The sequence below is a fragment of the Clavibacter sp. VKM Ac-2872 genome (assembly GCF_015351105.1).
In the GTDB taxonomy this organism is placed as follows: Bacteria; Actinomycetota; Actinomycetes; order Actinomycetales; family Microbacteriaceae; genus Clavibacter.
Window position 1 is genome coordinate 1 of record NZ_JADKRR010000004.1, and the last position, 17,560, is coordinate 17,560.

At 72.4% G+C, this 17,560-nt stretch carries 10 protein-coding genes; 6 read left to right on the top strand and 4 right to left on the bottom strand.

What is annotated here, in order from left to right:
- The first annotated feature begins 349 nt into the window (after window positions 1–349).
- The 3 genes from ddaH to ITJ40_RS14625 all read left to right on the top strand — a co-directional run bounded on the left by ddaH (window position 350) and on the right by ITJ40_RS14625 (window position 5,925).
- Window positions 350–1,696 (top strand): dimethylargininase, encoded by a 1,347-nt coding sequence (gene ddaH / locus ITJ40_RS14615; protein WP_370532066.1) that lies wholly within the window; start codon window positions 350–352, stop codon window positions 1,694–1,696.
- 657 nt (window positions 1,697–2,353) lie between these two features.
- Complete coding sequence (locus ITJ40_RS14620; RefSeq protein ID WP_228512636.1) at window positions 2,354–4,120, top strand: ABC transporter ATP-binding protein; 1,767 nt, start codon at window positions 2,354–2,356, stop codon at window positions 4,118–4,120.
- Complete coding sequence (locus ITJ40_RS14625; RefSeq protein WP_194667771.1) at window positions 4,117–5,925, top strand: ABC transporter ATP-binding protein; 1,809 nt, start codon at window positions 4,117–4,119, stop codon at window positions 5,923–5,925. The genes ITJ40_RS14620 and ITJ40_RS14625 overlap by 4 nt, the downstream gene beginning before the upstream one ends.
- 76 nt (window positions 5,926–6,001) lie before the next feature.
- Here the strand turns inward: ITJ40_RS14625 and ITJ40_RS14630 are convergent, their stop codons facing one another.
- The 3 genes from ITJ40_RS14630 to ITJ40_RS14640 form a co-directional block, all read right to left on the bottom strand.
- On the bottom strand, window positions 6,002–6,439 hold the full coding sequence (locus tag ITJ40_RS14630; RefSeq protein WP_228512599.1) for a hypothetical protein: 438 nt from the start codon (window positions 6,437–6,439) through the stop codon (window positions 6,002–6,004).
- 120 nt (window positions 6,440–6,559) lie between these two features.
- A complete protein-coding gene (locus tag ITJ40_RS14635; RefSeq protein WP_012039228.1) occupies window positions 6,560–6,880 on the bottom strand; it encodes an MGMT family protein in 321 nt (106 codons plus the stop codon).
- 3 nt (window positions 6,881–6,883) lie between these two features.
- Complete coding sequence (locus ITJ40_RS14640; protein WP_194667773.1) at window positions 6,884–7,336, bottom strand: N-acetyltransferase; 453 nt, start codon at window positions 7,334–7,336, stop codon at window positions 6,884–6,886.
- Window positions 7,337–7,572: 236 nt separating this feature from the next.
- Here ITJ40_RS14640 and ITJ40_RS14645 point away from each other — a divergent pair, with 236 nt between their 5' ends.
- The 3 genes from ITJ40_RS14645 to ITJ40_RS14655 all read left to right on the top strand — a co-directional run bounded on the left by ITJ40_RS14645 (window position 7,573) and on the right by ITJ40_RS14655 (window position 16,559).
- Window positions 7,573–8,787: an NADP-dependent isocitrate dehydrogenase gene (locus tag ITJ40_RS14645; protein WP_104237250.1), complete on the top strand. Its 1,215-nt coding sequence runs from the start codon at window positions 7,573–7,575 to the stop codon at window positions 8,785–8,787.
- Window positions 8,788–9,034: 247 nt separating this feature from the next.
- A complete protein-coding gene (locus ITJ40_RS14650) occupies window positions 9,035–12,628 on the top strand; it encodes a S8 family serine peptidase (protein WP_194667774.1) in 3,594 nt (1,197 codons plus the stop codon).
- Window positions 12,629–12,944: 316 nt separating this feature from the next.
- A complete protein-coding gene (locus ITJ40_RS14655) occupies window positions 12,945–16,559 on the top strand; it encodes a S8 family serine peptidase (RefSeq protein ID WP_194667775.1) in 3,615 nt (1,204 codons plus the stop codon).
- A gap of 91 nt (window positions 16,560–16,650) precedes the next feature.
- Here ITJ40_RS14655 and purU read toward each other — a convergent pair whose 3' ends face one another.
- Window positions 16,651–17,523 (bottom strand): formyltetrahydrofolate deformylase, encoded by an 873-nt coding sequence (gene purU, locus ITJ40_RS14660; RefSeq protein ID WP_194667776.1) that lies wholly within the window; start codon window positions 17,521–17,523, stop codon window positions 16,651–16,653.
- Between the last annotated feature and the right edge of the window lie 37 nt (window positions 17,524–17,560).

A 17,560-nucleotide genomic window follows, 5' to 3' on the forward strand; every position in this document is an offset into this window, starting at 1 on the left:
ACTCTCAGCGCCGATGGTACTGCAGGGGGGACCCTGTGGGAGAGTAGGACACCGCCGGACTTAACTTGAGAATGATCGGGGAGGCCCGTCGCACATCGTGCGGCGGGCCTTCCTGCGTTAACGGGTGGTATGCCCGACGGGGGCGTCATCCTGGTCGTCTCGCGCGGTCGCGATGGTTCTCGGCCGCGTCCTCGCGCATGATCCCCTCCATGAGTGGCATCGTCCCGACATCGGCAGCCACGGGTAGTGCTCGAGCCCGGTGGATCCGTGTGAGCGCTGCGCGCGTGCGCCCCTCCCTGTCAGCCGCTTCACATCGCCGTCATAACAGGTGGCGTTATCGTCGTCACCCGTGACCGAATCCCCCGAGAACGACCGCACGCCCGGCCAGACCCGAGACGACGAGAAGGGGACTGCGCCGTCGACGTCCCCGATCCCCGGCACACCCGGCAGGCCCGGCAAGCCCGGCCCGCAGCGTCCGCGTGCCGGGTCCGGGGTCCCGCTCGGCAGGGCGTTGTCCGCAGCGCTCGTGTCCGCCGGCGTCTCCGCGATCCTCGGTCTCCTCTTCAGCGTCCTGACGCTCTTCAGCGCCAACCAGCCGGGAGCCGCGGTCCTGGTGACCCTCCTCGACTACTGGACCGTCCACACCCTGGTGGCCTTCGTGCTCCTCGCGGCGCTGGCGGGGGTCGGGATCCATCGGCGGCTCTGGACGTCCATCGTCGGATCGGTGGCCGCGGCTGTCGTCGGCGCGCTCACGGGGAGCCTCGTCGGGGCCATGGGGCAGGGGGCGACGATCTCCGGCGACATCGTGGGCCCGCTGCTGGAGACGCTCCTCGGCCTGAACCTCATGTTCGTGCTCGGGGTGTCGCTGGTGTCGATCCTCCTCGGTCGGCGTCTCTGGATCCGGCTCGGAGGATCGGGTGGCGACGAGGTCGCTCGCGAGCGCATCGCGCTCGTGCGGATCCCCTCGTCGCGGCTCGCCGAGGGCGAGCTCACGCACCTGGATCGCCGTCCCGTCGATGCCGAGCTCGCCGACCAGCAGTGGGAGCGCTACGTCCTCGCGCTCGAGGAGAGCGGGTGGTCCACCCGTGAGGTGCCGCCGGCCGACGACCACCCCGACTCCGTGTTCGTGGAGGATGCGGTCCTGGTCCTCGGCACCACCGCGGTCCTGCTGACCTCCGGGGCGGACTCCCGCCGCGGCGAGCGCACCGGAGTGGAGCGCGCGCTCGAGGACATGGACCTCGAGGTCACGTCGATCGACCTGCCCGCGACCATCGACGGGGGAGACGTGCTCGAGGTCGGGCGCACGCTCTACGTCGGGGCCAGCACGCGGACGAACGGCGCGGGGATCCAGCGCCTGCGGGAGATCGCCGTCCCCCTCGGATACTCCGTGGTGGGTGTGCCGGTCAGCAGCACGCTGCACCTCAAGTCGCAGGTCACGGCGCTGCCGGACGGCACCGTCATCGGCTACGAGCCGCTCGTGGACCAGCCGCGCCTGTTCCCGTCGTTCCTCCCGGTGCCCGAGGCGGAGGGCACGGCCGTCGTCGCGCTCGGCGGTGACACCCTGCTCCTCTCGGCCGCCGCTCCTCGCACGGCGGAGCTGCTGCGCGGGCTGGGGTACGAGATCGTCGCCGTGGACATCAGCGAGTTCGAGAAGCTCGAGGGCTGCGTCACCTGCCTCTCCGTCCGCATCGGCTGACGCCGCCACCGCGCGCGGCCGCGCGCGACATCGAGAGCCCGGCCCGCATCCTCGGATGCGGGCCGGGCTCTTGTGCATGAGGCCTGCCGTCCATAGTCTGGAGGGCTGCCTGGGGCGACCATTCACGTGGTCCATCCGTGCGGCCCACACGTGAATCGCATACGCAGCCAGGGAGGGTGTCATGACCACGACATCGACGACGCACGCACGCACGACCTCGAGCCGGATCGGCGCGGCGACCGCTCGTGCCATCCCGGCGTTCCGCGGCCTCCTCCGCTAGCGCCCGAACCCGCCCGACGCGACGCCCGGGCCCAGCGCCGGCGCATCCACCTCGTCCGCTCCACCACCCGACAGGGTCGACCTCGAACACGTCTGACGCGTGCGACCCGCCTCGCGGCCGTGCGCATCCGGGCCGGGTCGCCCGGATCCGCCCTCTCCGCTCCTCCGTCCCGCCGGGCGCCAGCCCTGCCCGCATCACCCGCACCACCACCCTGATCCTCCGTCGCGCATGTCCACGCGCGCGCACCCGCAGAGCATGTCCGGCCGCGCGTCGGCCGACTACAGAAGGAATGACACGTGTCCACCTCCCCGCCCGCATCGCCCGACCAGGCGCCGTCCGAGCGGCACGGCCCCCGGCCCGGCACCATCGCCGTGCTCATGCGGCTGCTGCCGTTCGCGCGGCCCGCCATGCCCAGCATCATCGCGGGCATGGTGGTCGCGCTCGTCGGCTCGCTGCTGTCGCTCGTGATCCCGCAGATCCTCCGCGGGCTCGTCGACGGACCGCTCGGCGACGGCGACGCCGCTGCCGTGGTGCCCGCCGTCCTCCTCATCCTCGGGCTCGGGATACTCGAGGCCGCCATGATCGCCCTCCGCCGGTGGTTCGTCCTGAAGCCGGGAACGCTGATGGAGGCGGACATGCGGAACGCGTTCTACCGGAAGCTGCAGCGGCTGCCGGTGGAGTTCCACGACCGGTGGCAGAGCGGCCAGCTGCTGTCGCGCATGGTCAGCGACCTGAACCTCATCCGCCGGTGGATGGCGTTCGGCCTCGTGCTGTTCATCGTCAACATCCTCACGATCCTCGTGGGCATCGGCTTCCTGGTGTCCATCGACTGGCGCCTCGGCCTCGGCTTCCTCGTCTGCTCCATCCCGCTGTGGGTCTACGGCTACCTCTTCGAGCAGAAGTACTCCTCGGTGGCGCGACTGAGCCAGGACCAGTCCGGCGACCTCGCCACGAGCGTCGAGCAGTCGGTGCACGGGATCCGCGTGCTCAAGGCGTTCGGACGCGGCAAGCACATGCACGACGCGTTCGCCGAGCAGGCGGAGGAGCTCCGCGGCACGGAGATCAAGAAGGCGAAGGCCATCGCCGGCATCTGGCTGTGGCTGCTGCTCGTGCCCGACCTGACCTTCGCGCTCGCGCTGCTCGGCGGCGTGCTGCTCGCGGCAGGAGGGCAGATCTCGGTGGGCGACCTCGTGGCGTTCTTCGCGACCGCCGCGGTGCTGCGGTGGCCCATCGAGTCGGTGGGCTTCCTGCTCTCCATGACCTTCGACGCGCGGACGGCCGTCGACCGGTACTTCGAGGTGATGGACGAGGAGGACGTGATCACGGATCCCGCGACGCCCGTCCGCATCCAGGAGCCGCGCGGGCACCTCGTCTTCCGCGGCGCGCGCTTCCGGTACCAGGACGCCGTCGCGGGTCAGCCCGACCTCATCGACGGGGTGGACCTCGACATCCAGCCCGGCGAGACGATGGCGCTCGTGGGGATCACCGGCTGCGGCAAGTCCACGCTGACGGCCCTCACGACCCGCCTCTACGACGTGACCGGCGGCAGCGTCGAGCTGGACGGCGTGGACGTCCGCGACCTGGGGCTCGAGGAGCTGCGCAGCCGCATCGCCATGGCGTTCGAGGACGCGACGCTGTTCTCCTCGAGCGTCCGCGACAATGTGCTGCTCGGTCGTGCCGACCTCGCCGACGGCGGGCCCGAGGCGGAGCGCGTGCTGCAGGAGGCGCTCGACATCGCGCAGGCCGGCTTCGTGCGGGACCTGCCCGACGGCGTGGAGACGACCGTCGGCGAGGAGGGGCTCAGCCTCTCCGGCGGACAGCGGCAGCGGCTCGCGCTCGCGCGGGCGGTCGCGGCGGCGCCGGACGTGCTGGTCCTCGACGACCCGCTCTCGGCGCTCGACGTCGACACGGAGGCGCTCGTCGAGGCGGCATTGCGCCGCGTGCTCGCATCCACCACCGCGCTGATCGTGGCGCACCGCCCCTCGACCGTGATGCTCGCGGACCGGGTGGCGCTCATGCAGGACGGCCGCATCACCGCGGTCGGCCGGCACTCCGACCTGCTCGCCACGAGCGAGCACTACCGGTTCGTCATCTCGAGCCTGGACGTGGAAGGGAACACCGTGCGCGAGGAGGCCTCAGCATGAGCGTCACCGGAGTCACCGGCGAGGAGAGGGACGACTTCTCCCGCGCCGAGAGCAAGCAGATCCGCCAGCGCTCGACGCGGCTGCTCGTCAGCACCATCCAGCCGGTCAAGCGGACGCTGATCCTCACGGCGGCGACGATCCTCGTGGCCACCGCCGCGAACGTCGCCGGCCCCGCCCTCATCGGCGTCGGCCTCGACCGCGCGCTGCCGTCGCTGCTGGGCACGGGCGACGCCACGCTGCTCGCGCTCGTCATCGGGGCCTACGTCCTGGTCGCGATCACGGGCGCCGTGCTGGTGGCGAAGTACCAGGTCATGTCGGCGCGCATCGCGCAGGAGATCCTCCTCGACCTCCGCAAGCGCATGTTCCTGCACACGCAGAAGCTGAGCCTGGAGTTCCATGAGACCTACACGTCCGGTCGGATCATCTCCCGCCAGACGAGCGACCTCGACTCGATCCGGGAGCTGCTGAACGGCGGCATCAACCAGCTCGTGCAGGGCGCCCTCTACATGGCGTTCACCGCGATCGCGCTGTTCTCGTTCGACTGGGTCTCCGGCCTCGTGCTGCTCGCGGCGCTCGTGCCGCTGTTCTTCCTGAGCCTCTGGTTCGCGGTGAAGTCGCAGGCGCTGTTCCGGCAGACGCGCGTGAAGTCCGCGCGGCTGATCGTGCACTTCGTGGAGACCATGACGGGCATCCGCGCCGTGAAGGCCTTCCGCAAGGAGAAGCGCAACGCGGAGGAGTTCTCCGAGCACGTGGAGGGCTACCGCGACACCAACATGCGCGTGATCCAGGTGTTCGGCATATTCGACCCGGGCCTCATCCTCATCGGCAACATCACGGTCGCCGTCGTGCTCCTGGTGGGCGGGCTCCGGGTCGCGGACGGGCAGCTCGGGATCGGCGCGCTGCTCGCGGTCGTGCTCTACACGCGCCAGTTCTTCGGGCCGGCACAGGACATGGCGATGTTCTACAACAGCTACCAGTCGGCGTCGGCCGCGCTCGAGAAGATCTCGGGCGTGCTCGAGGAGGAGCCGAGCGTGCCGGATCCCGTGCAGCCGGTCGACCTGTGGGAGTCCACGGGCCACGTCTCCTTCGAGGGCGTGGAGTTCGGCTACGGCGCGGGGAAGACGATCCTGCCGCGCTTCGACCTCGACATGCCGGCGGGGCAGACCATCGCGCTCGTCGGATCCACGGGCGCCGGCAAGACGACGCTCGCGAAGCTCATCTCCCGGTTCTACGACCCGTCGGACGGGCGAGTGGCGCTCGACGGGATCGACCTCCGCGACCTGCACCCGAAGGACCTGCGCCGCGCCATCGTCATGGTGACGCAGGAGGCGTACCTGTTCTCCGGATCCGTCGCCGACAACATCGCGATCGGCAAGCCCGACGCGACCCGGCGCGAGGTCCGGGAGGCGGCGGAGGCCGTGGGGGCGCACACCTTCATCGAGTCGCTGCCCGACGGCTACGACACCGACGTGAACAAGCGCGGCGGTCGGGTGTCGGCGGGGCAGCGCCAGCTGATCTCGTTCGCGCGGGCGTTCCTCGCGGACCCAGCGGTGCTCATCCTCGACGAGGCGACGAGCTCGCTCGACATCCCGAGCGAGCGGCTCGTGCAGCAGGGCCTCACGACGCTGCTCGCGGACCGGACGGCGATCATCATCGCGCACCGGCTCTCGACCGTCGCGATCGCGGACCGCGTGCTCGTGATGGAGCAGGGGCGGATCGTGGAGGACGGGACGCCGGAGTCGCTCATCCAGGGCACCGGCCGGTTCTCGCAGCTGCACGCCGCGTGGCGGGAATCGCTGGTCTAGCGCCGTCGCACGACCGCGGCCCGGGTGCTCCTCCGCAGGGACGCACCCGGGCCGCGTCGCGTCCGGGGCACCCCGCTCAGAGGTCGACCGCGGGGGAGCCCTTCGGCAGCCACGCGTGCACCGCGTCGCCGTCCGCGGCGGCCAGCCAGCCGTCGCCGCACGTCATGGTCGCGGCGGGGGAGGGATCCGGCCACCAGGTGTCCTGCACGGACGGCGCGGGGGCGTCGGCAGGCGCGGCGGAGCAGCCCAGCCGGTCGGCGGGCGTCGCCGATCGGAACTCGAGGATCGCACCGTCGCCGCGGAGCGAGGCCTTGATGCGGACGTCCGTCGCGTCCGCGGGGATCCAGGCCGGGATCCGGCCGTCGGCATCCGCGGCCGTGGCGTAGACGCGCGCGTCCGCCGGGGTGGTCATGCCGCCGACGGCGCTCGCGGCACCGCAGCCGCTGAGGGGCAGCGCGAGGGCGATCGCGAGGGGGGCGGCGACGAGGGGGCGGGCGGACGGGCGACGGGGCATGATCCCAGTCCAGCCGAGCGGGCGGCGCCGCGCATCGGCCGCGAGGCCCCTGCCGTGGTCCGGCAGCATGATCCGCGCTCGGCCGCGAGGGGGACGGACGGCGGACGGGCCGTCAGCGGGTCACGGGAACCAGCGGGCTGCCTCGAGGTCGACGCGGTACCCGGCGTCGGTGGGGGCGTCGACGAGCGGGGTGCCCTCGGCCTCGTAGCGGGGCCGCGCCTCATCGGCGAGCCCGGTCGGCGGGTGCCCGCCCGCCCGGAGCACCCGCCACCAGGGGAGCCCGGCGCCGTGGTAGCGCAGCACCATGCCCACGGCACGGGCGCCGCGGCGCCCGAAGACGGCGGCGACGTCGCCGTAGGTCATGACGCGGCCCGAGGGGATCTCGGCCACGACCTCGAGCACGCGGTCGGTGAACTCGCCCGGGGTGGCGAAGACGGCCACGCGCTAGAGCGCCAGCGCGCCGATGGCCTCGCCGTACTGGGTCTCGCCGATGACCTCGAAGCCGACGTGGGTGAAGAACTCCTCGGGGCCGTCCTCGCCGGGCTCCCACACGACCGTGAGCCGGTCGAAGCCGCGCGAGCGCGCCTCGTCCGCGAGCGCGAGCACCGCGAACCGGCCCACGCCGTGGCCCTGCGCGTCGGCGTCGACGTTGATGCGCCAGATGCAGCTGCGGAAGATCTCCTCGCTGGCCTCGGGGTCGAAGTTGCCCATGATGAAGCCGACGACCTCGTCGTCCTCCACGACCACGCGCGGCCAGGCGGTGGTGGGGTTGACGTAGGCCTCGGCGATGGAGTGCGACACGGGGGCGACGTAGTTCTCCTGCCCCGGCTTGAGCGTCAGCGTGTTGGCCGCCACGATCGTGCGGGCGCTCAGCTCTTCCAGTGTCATGTCGCTCATGGGCTCAGGGTATCGGGCGGGCCTCCGTCGAGCCAGGTGTCCCGGGCCGGGCCGCGAGGTGGCGCCGGCAGCCGCTCCGGGAGCGGGGATCCGGCCCGGACCCGCCGATGTCTCGATGTCGAGAGACCGGGCCCGCCGGGTAGGCTGGCCCACGGATCCACCGGCGACGAGCCGGACCCGGCGCGCGCCGACGGAGACGCGCACCGGAGGCGACCGACGAGCATGAGGAGGACTTCGTGGAGAAGATCAAGGTAGAGGGGACCGTCGTCGAGCTCGACGGCGACGAGATGACGCGCATCATCTGGCAGTCCATCAAGGACACGCTCATCCACCCGTACCTCGACATCGACCTCGAGTACTACGACCTGGGCATCGAGAAGCGCGACGAGACCGACGACCAGATCACGATCGACGCGGCCAACGCCATCAAGAAGCACGGCGTCGGCGTCAAGTGCGCGACGATCACGCCCGACGAGGCGCGCGTCGAGGAGTTCGGCCTGAAGAAGATGTGGCGCTCGCCGAACGGCACCATCCGCAACATCCTCGGCGGCACGATCTTCCGCGAGCCCATCATCATCAGCAACATCCCGCGCCTCGTGCCCGGCTGGAACAAGCCGATCATCGTCGGCCGCCACGCGTTCGGCGACCAGTACCGCGCCACCGACTTCCGCTTCGAGGGCGAGGGCACGCTCACGATGACCTTCACGCCGAAGGACGGCTCGGAGCCCCAGCAGTTCGAGGTCTTCCAGAGCCCCGGATCCGGTGTCGCGATGGGCATGTACAACCTCGACGACTCGATCCGCGACTTCGCGCGCGCGTCCCTCTCCTACGGCTTGGCCCGCAACTACCCCGTCTACCTCTCCACGAAGAACACGATCCTCAAGGCTTACGACGGCCGCTTCAAGGACCTGTTCCAGGAGGTCTTCGAGGCCGAGTACGCCGACCAGTTCGCCGCCGCGGGCCTCACCTACGAGCACCGCCTCATCGACGACATGGTCGCCGCCTCGCTCAAGTGGGAGGGCGGCTACGTCTGGGCCTGCAAGAACTACGACGGCGACGTGCAGTCCGACACCGTCGCGCAGGGCTTCGGCTCGCTGGGCCTCATGACGAGCGTGCTCACCACGCCCGACGGCAAGGTCGTCGAGGCGGAGGCCGCGCACGGCACCGTCACGCGCCACTACCGCCAGCACCAGCAGGGCAAGCCCACGTCGACGAACCCCATCGCGTCGATCTACGCCTGGACCCGGGGCCTCGCGCACCGCGCCAAGCTCGACGGCAACGACGCGCTGAAGACGTTCGCGGACACCCTCGAGGACGTCGTCATCACGACGGTCGAGAGCGGCAAGATGACGAAGGACCTCGCGCTCCTCGTCGGTCCCGACCAGCCGTACCAGACGACCGAGGAGTTCCTCGCGTCGCTGGCGGACAACCTGCAGACGCGCCTGGCCTGATCCCGCGGGCGTCATCGCGACGCCGCCGCACGCCGAGAGGCCCCGCCCCCGAACCGGGGGCGGGGCCTCTCGCATGCCCGGATGCGCATCGCGTGTGCAGAGGGCCGACGCAGGCTGTCGCTTCCTCCCTACGGTTCTGCCCATCGCGTCGACGACGCGACTCCGCGACGGGGGCTCGCGCGTGCTGCGCGTCTCGGGCCCCGCGGATCCACGAGCCGGTCGATGCCGGCGACAGGGGGGAACAGCCATGCCCATCCATCGAGACCCGCTCCGTCCGGACCGGAGGCGCCGCCTGCGTGCCGGCCGTCCGCTCGCGGCCTGCGCCCTCGCGTTCGCGCTCGTCGCCGCCGGCACGACCACCGCCACCGCGGAGGACGCGCCGATCGCGACCATCCCCGTCGCCGCCACGGACGGCAGCTACCTCGTGACCCTGCGGGACCAGCCCGCCGCGTCCTACGACGGCACCCTCGACGGGCTCGCGCCTACGCGGGTCGACTCCGGCGCCCGCCTCGACGCGCAGTCGGACGCCGTGCAGCGCTACTCCGACCACCTCACCCGGCTCCAGGACTCGGCCGCGAGCGCGGCGGGGGTCACCCCGACCAACCGGTACTCCCTCACCGTCAACGGCTTCTCGGCCAAGCTGACGGCGGAGCAGGTCCAGGCGCTCGGCCACGATCGCGACGTCCTCAGCGTCGAGCCCGACGAGACCCTGCACCCCATGTCCACTCCCGACTCCCGCTTCATCGGCCTCGAGGGCGACGGCGGCCTGTGGTCGAAGGTGGGCGGTGCCGACGAGGCAGGCAAGGGTACGGTGATCGGCGTCATCGACACCGGCATCGCCCCGGACAGCCCCTCGTTCGCCGGGAAGCCCCTCGGGTCCACGCCCGGGGCGGATCCGTACCGCGACGGCTCCCGCATCGACTTCCGCAAGGGCGACGGCACCGTCTTCCACGGGACGTGCCAGGCGGGCGACGGCTTCGCGGCCGACGACTGCTCGACCAAGATCGTGGGCGCGCGCGCGTTCGAGTCGGGCCGGGCGGCGACGGACCGTCCGATCGGGCCGCAGGAGAAGGTGTCCCCTCTCGACACGGACGGCCACGGCAGCCACACCGGGAGCACGGCCGCGGGCGACGCGGGCGTGGCGGCGACCGCGGGCACCGTCCAGGAGACCATCGCCGGGATAGCCCCCGCCGCGAAGATCGCGGCCTACAAGGTGTGCTGGGACGGGCCGGACCCGTCGAAGGAGACGGACGACGGCTGCGAGACGTCGGACATCGTCGCCGGGATCGAGCAGGCCACGGCGGACGGCGTCGACGTGATCAACATGTCGCTGGGCGGCCCGCCGAAGGCGGAGGACACGTTCCAGCGCGCCCTGCTCGGTGCGGCGGACGCCGGGATCTTCGTCGCGGCGGCGGGCGGCAACAGCGGCCCCGACGCCGGCTCGGTCACGAACATCGAGCCGTGGGTCACCACCGTCGCGGCCAGCAGCGTGCCGCGCAACTACTCCGGGACGGTCACCCTCGGCAGCGGAGCGGCCTTCGCCGGCGCCTCCGTGACCGTGGGATCGCCCGTGTCCGGGCCCCTCGTGCGCGCGGTGGACTCCGGGGTGACGGGCGCCACGTCCCCCGAGCTGTGCGGTGCCGGGACGCTGGATCCCGACAAGGTGCGCGGCCGCATCGTGCAGTGCGACCGGGGCGTGGTGAACCGCATCGACAAGAGCGCCGAGGTCAAGCGCGCGGGCGGCATCGGCATGGTGCTCACCAACGTCAAGCCCGACTCCCAGGACCTCGACCTCCACACCGTCCCCACGGTGCACGTCGACGTCGACGCTCGGCAGGCCATCGTCGACTACGCGGCGAAGGCCGGGGCCACGGTGACCCTGACGGACGGGAACACGACGGGCGTCGAGCGCCCCGCGCCGCAGGTCGCGGGATTCAGCTCCCGTGGCGCCGCCGAGGCGGTCGACGGCGGCGACACCATCAAGCCCGACATCACCGCGCCGGGCGTGGGGATCCTCGCCGCGGTCAGCGACAAGGGCGGCAAGCCCGCCTTCGCCCCGGAGTCGGGCACGTCCATGGCCTCACCGCACATCGCCGGGTTCGCGCTCGTCTACCTCGGCGTCCACCCGAAGGCGTCGCCGGCCGAGGTCAAGTCGGCGCTCATGACGACCGCGACCGACACGCTCGACGCGAACGGCAAGGCCGCCACGGATCCGTTCGCCCAGGGAGCGGGGCAGATCGCGCCGGACCGGTTCCTGACCCCCGGCCTCTACTACCCGAGCGGCGCGAAGGACTGGGCCGGCTACGCCGCGGCCACGGGCCTCGCGCTGCCGCACCCGGTGGCGCCGGTGGCGCCGTCCCAGCTGAACCTGCCGAGCATCGGCGTCGGGAAGCTCATGGGGTCCACGACCGTGACGCGCACCGTGACCTCGCTGACCGCGGGCACGTGGACGGCCTCCGTGCAGGGCGTGTCGCAGGCCGACGTGAAGGTGACGCCGGCGCGGCTGACGTTCACGGCCCCGGGACAGACGAAGTCCTTCCAGGTGCGCATCACCGCGAAGCGCGGTGCGCCGTCCGACGCGTGGTCGACCGGTTCGCTCACCTGGAGCGGCTCCGCCGGCACCGTCCGCAGCCCCATCGCGGTGCGGCCCACCGCGATCGTCGCCCCGGCGTCGGTCGACGGCACCGGCACGAGCGGCAAGGTCGACGTGTCGGTCGACGCGGGCATCACGGGGCGGATCCCGCTCACGGCCGCCGGGCTCGCGCCCGGCGAGCTGCTGAGCGACGGCGGCACCGGCCCCCACTCCGGCAAGGTCACCGCCACCGAGGCCGACGGGGCCGAGATCACGGTGAAGGCGGGCGAGAAGGCACTGGTCCTCGAGGCGGCGCCGGTCGACGGCGCGTCCGACCTCACCCTGTACCTCCAGAAGGTGGGCAAGAGCGAGGACGACCTGAAGCTCATCAGCCTGCAGCAGACGTCCTCGCTGTCGGAGCGCATCGTCGTGCCGGCGCCGGAGGCGGGCGACTACATCGTCGGCGTGGAGGCATCGAAGCTCGCGGGTTCGGCGACGAGCGTCGACTACGACCTCACGCGGTACGACGTGCAGGGCGCGGGCGGGGACGGATCCTTCGCGGTCTCGCCGGCCCAGCTCCCCGTCACCGCGGGGAAGAAGGCGACCTACACGGCCTCGTGGTCGGGCCTCGCCGCCGGCAAGTCGTACGTCGGGCTCGTGAGCTACGGCGGGACCACCGCCACCACGCTCGTGGACGTCACGACGCCCGCGGCCTCCGCGGCTCCCGTCGCGACCGCGGCTCCCGCCATCACGGGCACGCCGGACGTCGGGCAGACGCTCACGGCGTCGACGGGGGCGTGGACGCCGCAGGGCGTCACGCTGGCGACGCAGTGGCTGTCGAACGGCACGCCGATCGCCGGGGCGACGGGATCCACGTTCCGCGTGACCCCCGCGGTCGCGGGCACGGCGCTGGCCGTCCAGGTGACGGCCACCGCGTCCGACGGGCAGACGGGCGTCGCCACGAGCCCGACCGTCACCGCGCGGGACGTCGCCACGGTGCACCTGCAGGCGACGCACCCGCGGGGCGCGGCGAGCGGGAGCGTGCACGTGCAGGTGTCGGTGACGTCGGCCGCGAAGCAGGCCGCCACCGGGGTGGTCCGGGTGACCGTGGACGGCGCGGAGCACGACGTGCCGCTCGACGGCTCCGGCAACGGGTGCGCTGACCTCACGGGCATCGCACCGGGGACCCACACGGTGCAGGCGACCTACGCGGGCGACAACCTCGTCGGCGGGGGCACGAGCCGCGCGCAGAGGATCGTCGTGAGCTGATCGCGCGGAGCGCGCGAGCGACCACAGGAGGGCGGGTGCCGGACGGCACCCGCCCTCCGTCGTGCGCGCGGCGCCCGGCCCCTACACGGGAGAGGAGGCCCGTACCTGAAAGCCATCCGTGCGTCAGGCGGTGGGCGATGCGGTGGACGACCCGCGACCGGCTCGGGGTGGCTGCCATGGTGGGGATCCGCCGCCGGCCGCAACTGTTACACGGCGGTAACACCGATCCGTTCTCAGGGCGAATGCCCGGGGTATGTTGAGGATTCGCGCGTGTCGCAAGGGGTACGCGCGGGCCACTCATCCCCTCTCGAAGGACGTGTTCGTGATCCCACGCTCCCCCCGGCTCCGCTCGGAGTCCGACCGCGCATCATCCCTGCGCAGGGCGACGGCCTCCGTCGCCGCCACCGCCCTCGTCGCCGCCGGCCTCGTCACGTTCGGAGCAGCAGGGGCCATGGCGGCCCCGGCGCCGACCGTCGCCAAGCAGGCGGCCGACCTCGAGGACGGCCGCTACATCGTGACCCTCGCGGACGACGCCGCCGCGACCTACCAGGGCGGCGTCTCCGGACTGGCCGCCACCGAGGCCCGCTCGGGAACGCAGCTCGACGCGGGATCCGCCCCCGTCGAGCGCTATACCGACTACCTCGAGGGACAGCAGCAGGATGTGGCCGCCAGCGTCGGCGCCGACATCGACTACTCGTACTCCCTGACGGTCAACGGCTTCTCGGCCGACCTCACCGCCGAGCAGGCCGCGGCGCTCTCGAGCGACCGGAAGGTCCTGAGCGTCGAGCCCGACCGGATCTACCACCCCACCTCCACCCCGGCCGCCGACTTCCTGGGCCTCACGGGCCCCGAGGGTGTGTGGGCGAAGACGGGCGGCCAGGAGGACGCGGGCGAGGGCGCCGTCATCGGCGTCATCGACACCGGCATCGCTCCCGAGAACCCCGCGTTCGCGGGCGAGCCGCTCGGCACCGCGGCGGGCGACGCGCCCTACCGCGACGGATCCACGATCCGCTTCGACAAGGGCGACGGCACCCCGTTCACCGGCGTCTGCCAGACCGGCGAGCAGTTCGCCGCGGACGACTGCAGCACGAAGATCGTCGGCGCCCGCTACTTCGTGGACGGCTTCGGCAAGGCGAACATCGGCAACGCGTCGACGGGCGAGTACGTCTCCCCGCGCGACGGCGACGGCCACGGTTCGCACACCGCGTCCACCGCGGCGGGCGATGCCGGCGTGGAGGCGACCATCGACGGCAACCCGCTCGGCGAGATCTCGGGCGTCGCGCCCGCGTCGAAGATCGCCGCGTACAAGGTCTGCTGGTCGGGCCCCGACAACTCCGTGCAGACCGACGACGGCTGCGCAGGCGCCGACCTGGTCGCCGCCATCGAGCAGGCCACGGAGGACGGCGTCGACGTCATCAACTACTCCATCGGCGGCGGATCCGCGGAGACCACGTTCTCCGCGACCGACGCGGCGTTCCTGGGCGCTGCCAGCGCGGGCATCTTCGTCTCCGCCTCCGCGGGCAACTCCGGCCCCGACGCCTCCACCCTCGACAACGCGTCGCCGTGGATCACCACGGTCGCCGCGAGCACGGTCGCGGGCAACTTCGAGGCCACCGCGAAGCTCGGCGACGGGCAGCAGTTCGCGGGCTCGTCCATCACGGTGACCGAGCCGGTGACGGGCGCGTTCGTCACGGCGGCCTCCGTCGCGGTGGCCGGCGCGGTCACGCCGGCCCTCTGCGGCCCCGGCGTGCTGGATCCGGCGAAGGCCGCGGGGAAGATCGTGCTGTGCGAGCGCGGCACGTTCGACCGGGTCGCGAAGTCGGCCGAGGTCGAGCGCGCGGGCGGCATCGGCATGGTGCTCGTGAACCCGACGCCCAACTCGATCGACGCCGACACGCACTCCGTGCCGACCGTCCACCTCGACGCCGACGTCTACGCCGCGGTCTCCGCGTACGCGGCCACGCCCGGCGCGACCGTCACCCTCGTGCCGGGCAACACGACGGGCGTCTCCGCCCCGACCCCGCAGGTCGCGGGCTTCAGCTCGCGCGGCCCGGTCCTCGCGGACGGCAGCGACATCCTCAAGCCCGACGTGACGGCGCCCGGCGTCTCGATCATCGCGGCGACGAACAACGCCGAGGGCGAGGAGCCGACCTTCGCGCTCCTCTCCGGCACCTCGATGGCGGCCCCGCACGTGGCTGGCCTCGCGCTGCTGTACCTGGGCGAGCGTCCGAACGCGTCGGTGTCCGAGATCAAGTCCGCGCTCATGACGACCGCGTACGACACGAAGGACGCGGACGGCGGCACGGTGACGGATCCCTTCACCCAGGGCGCCGGCCACGTCGACCCGACCCGCTACCTCGACGCGGGCCTGCTGTACCTCAACGACCGCAGCGACTGGGTCGCGTACCTCGTGGCCCTCGGGTACGGCACGGGCGTCGACCCCGTCGACCCGTCGGAGCTCAACCTGGCGAGCATCGCGATCGGCACCCTCACGGGCTCCGAGACCGTGACGCGCGAGGTCACCTCGACGGGCCCCGGCACCTACACCGCCAGCGTGCAGGGCCTCGCGGGCGTCCAGGCTGACGTCACGCCGTCCACGCTCGAGTTCACCGAGGCGGGCCAGACGAAGTCGTTCGAGGTGGCGTTCACGCGCACCACGGCGACGGTCGACGAGTACGCCACCGGGTCTCTCACCTGGACGAGCGCCGACCACGTCGTGCGCAGCCCCGTCGCCGTCAACCCCGTCTCCATCGCGGCCCCGGCCGAGGTGGACGGCACCGGGATCGACGGATCCGTGGACGTCACGGTCACGCCCGGGGCCACCGGGCCCGTCGCGCTGACCGCCGAGGGCCTCGCCCGCGGCGTCGTGATCCCCGATCCGAAGGACGCCTCGTCGCCGTACACCGGCTCCGGACCCGCGAAGACCTCGGCGACCTACACGGTCACCGTGCCGGAGGGGCAGCTGGCCACGCGGATCGACCTCGACTCCGCGGACGACGCCGCCGACCTCGACCTCACGGTGACGCACGTCGCCGACGGGACGACGTCGACGTACACGTCGGCCACCGCGTCGGCCGACGAGTCCGTGACCATCGAGACGCCGGCCCCCGGCGACTACGTGGTCAAGGTGGACGTGTTCTCGATCCCCGCGGGCGCGACGGCGGCGTCGTACACGGTCACGCAGTTCGACCTGTCCACGACGACGGACGATGGCGCCTTCACGGTGTCCCCGAGCCCGATCGACGCGGTGCAGAGCCGACCGGCCACCTACACGGCCTCGTGGCGCGACCTCGCCCCCGAGACCGCGTACCTCGGCCGCGTGGCGTACTCGGGCTCCGGCTTCACGACCTACGTGCGCGTCGAGTCCGGCCCGATCCCGGCCCCGGTCGCGACCGCGCCGCCCGTGATCACCGGGACCCCCGTCGCCGGCCAGACGCTCACCGCGTCGCCCGGCACCTGGGACCAGGAGGGCCTGAAGTACTCGTACCAGTGGTACGCGGACGGCAAGGCGCTCGCCGGCCAGACGCGCGCGACCTACAAGGTGTCGCCGTCGGTCTCGGGCAAGTCGATCACCGTCGTCGTGACGGCGAAGCCGGCCGAGGGCCCCACGGGCACCGCGACGAGCGAGCCCGTCGTGGTCAAGCTGGCGAGCACCGTGACGGTGAGCGTCAAGCCGCCCGTGCTGACGAGCGCGCAGAAGGCCGTCGTCACGGTCAAGGTCGACAGCACGGCGAAGGCGGCGCCCACGGGCACCGTCACCGTCCAGGTCGGCGCGGACGCGTTCGAGGTCACCCTCGACGCGGCGGGCGCCGGCCGCGTCGAGCTGCCGGCGTACGCGAAGGGCCGGTACGCGGTCACCGCGACGTACGCGGGCGACACGGCGAACGCGGCGAAGACCAGCGCGCCGAAGTACCTCTACGTGAGCCGCTGATCCGGCTGATGTAGCGAGAGACCGCGGAGGGGCGGGTGCCTGCCGGCACCCGCCCCTCCCGGCGTCCGGGCCCGGTGCGGGCCGGCGCGCGTCAGCGGAAGATGATCGTGCGCGCGCCGTCGAGCAGCACGCGGTGCTCCGCGAACCAGCGCACGGCCTGCGTGAGGGTGCGCGACTCCTCGTCCTGGCCGATCGCCATGAGCTCGCGGGCGCTGCGCGAGTGGTCGACCCGCACGACGTTCTGCTCCACGATCGGGCCCTCGTCGAGGTCGCTCGTGACGAAGTGGGCGGTCGCGCCGATGAGCTTCACGCCGCGCGCGTGCGCCTGCTTGTAGGGGTTCGCGCCCTTGAAGCCGGGCAGGAAGGAGTGGTGGATGTTGATGATCCGCCCGCTGAGCCGCGCGCAGAGCTCGGGGGAGAGGATCTGCATGTAGCGCGCGAGCACCACCAGCTCGATGTCGTGCTCCTCGACCGCGCGGATCACGCGCTCCTCGAAGGCCCGCTTCGACGCGTCGTCCGTGACGGGCACGTGCTCGAACGGCACGCCGTAGAAGCCCGCGAGGTCGGCGAGCCGGTCGTGGTTGCTGAGCACGAGCGGGATCTCGACGGGCAGCTGCCCCGCGCGCTGCCGGAACAGGAGGTCGTTCACGCAGTGCTCGGCGGTGGATCCCAGCACGAGCGTCCGCAGCGGCCGGCCCACCTCGTCGAGGTGCCAGGTGGCGTCGTAGCGCTCGACCACGGCGGAGAGGGCGTCGGCCAGCCGGTCGTCGTCGGCGGCGCTCTGGATCTGCAGGCGCATGAAGAACCGGCCCGTGTCGGCGCTCGAGAACTGCTGCGACTCGGTGATGTCGCCGCCGGCCTCGACGATGGCGCCCGCGATGGCGTGCACGATGCCCGGGCGGTCGTCGCAGGAGAAGCTGAGGACGCGGTGCGGCGGGCGCGCGCGGGTGGCCTGGTCGGTCATCCGTCTAGGCTATTGCCTGGCTGCGCGGATCCCGCCG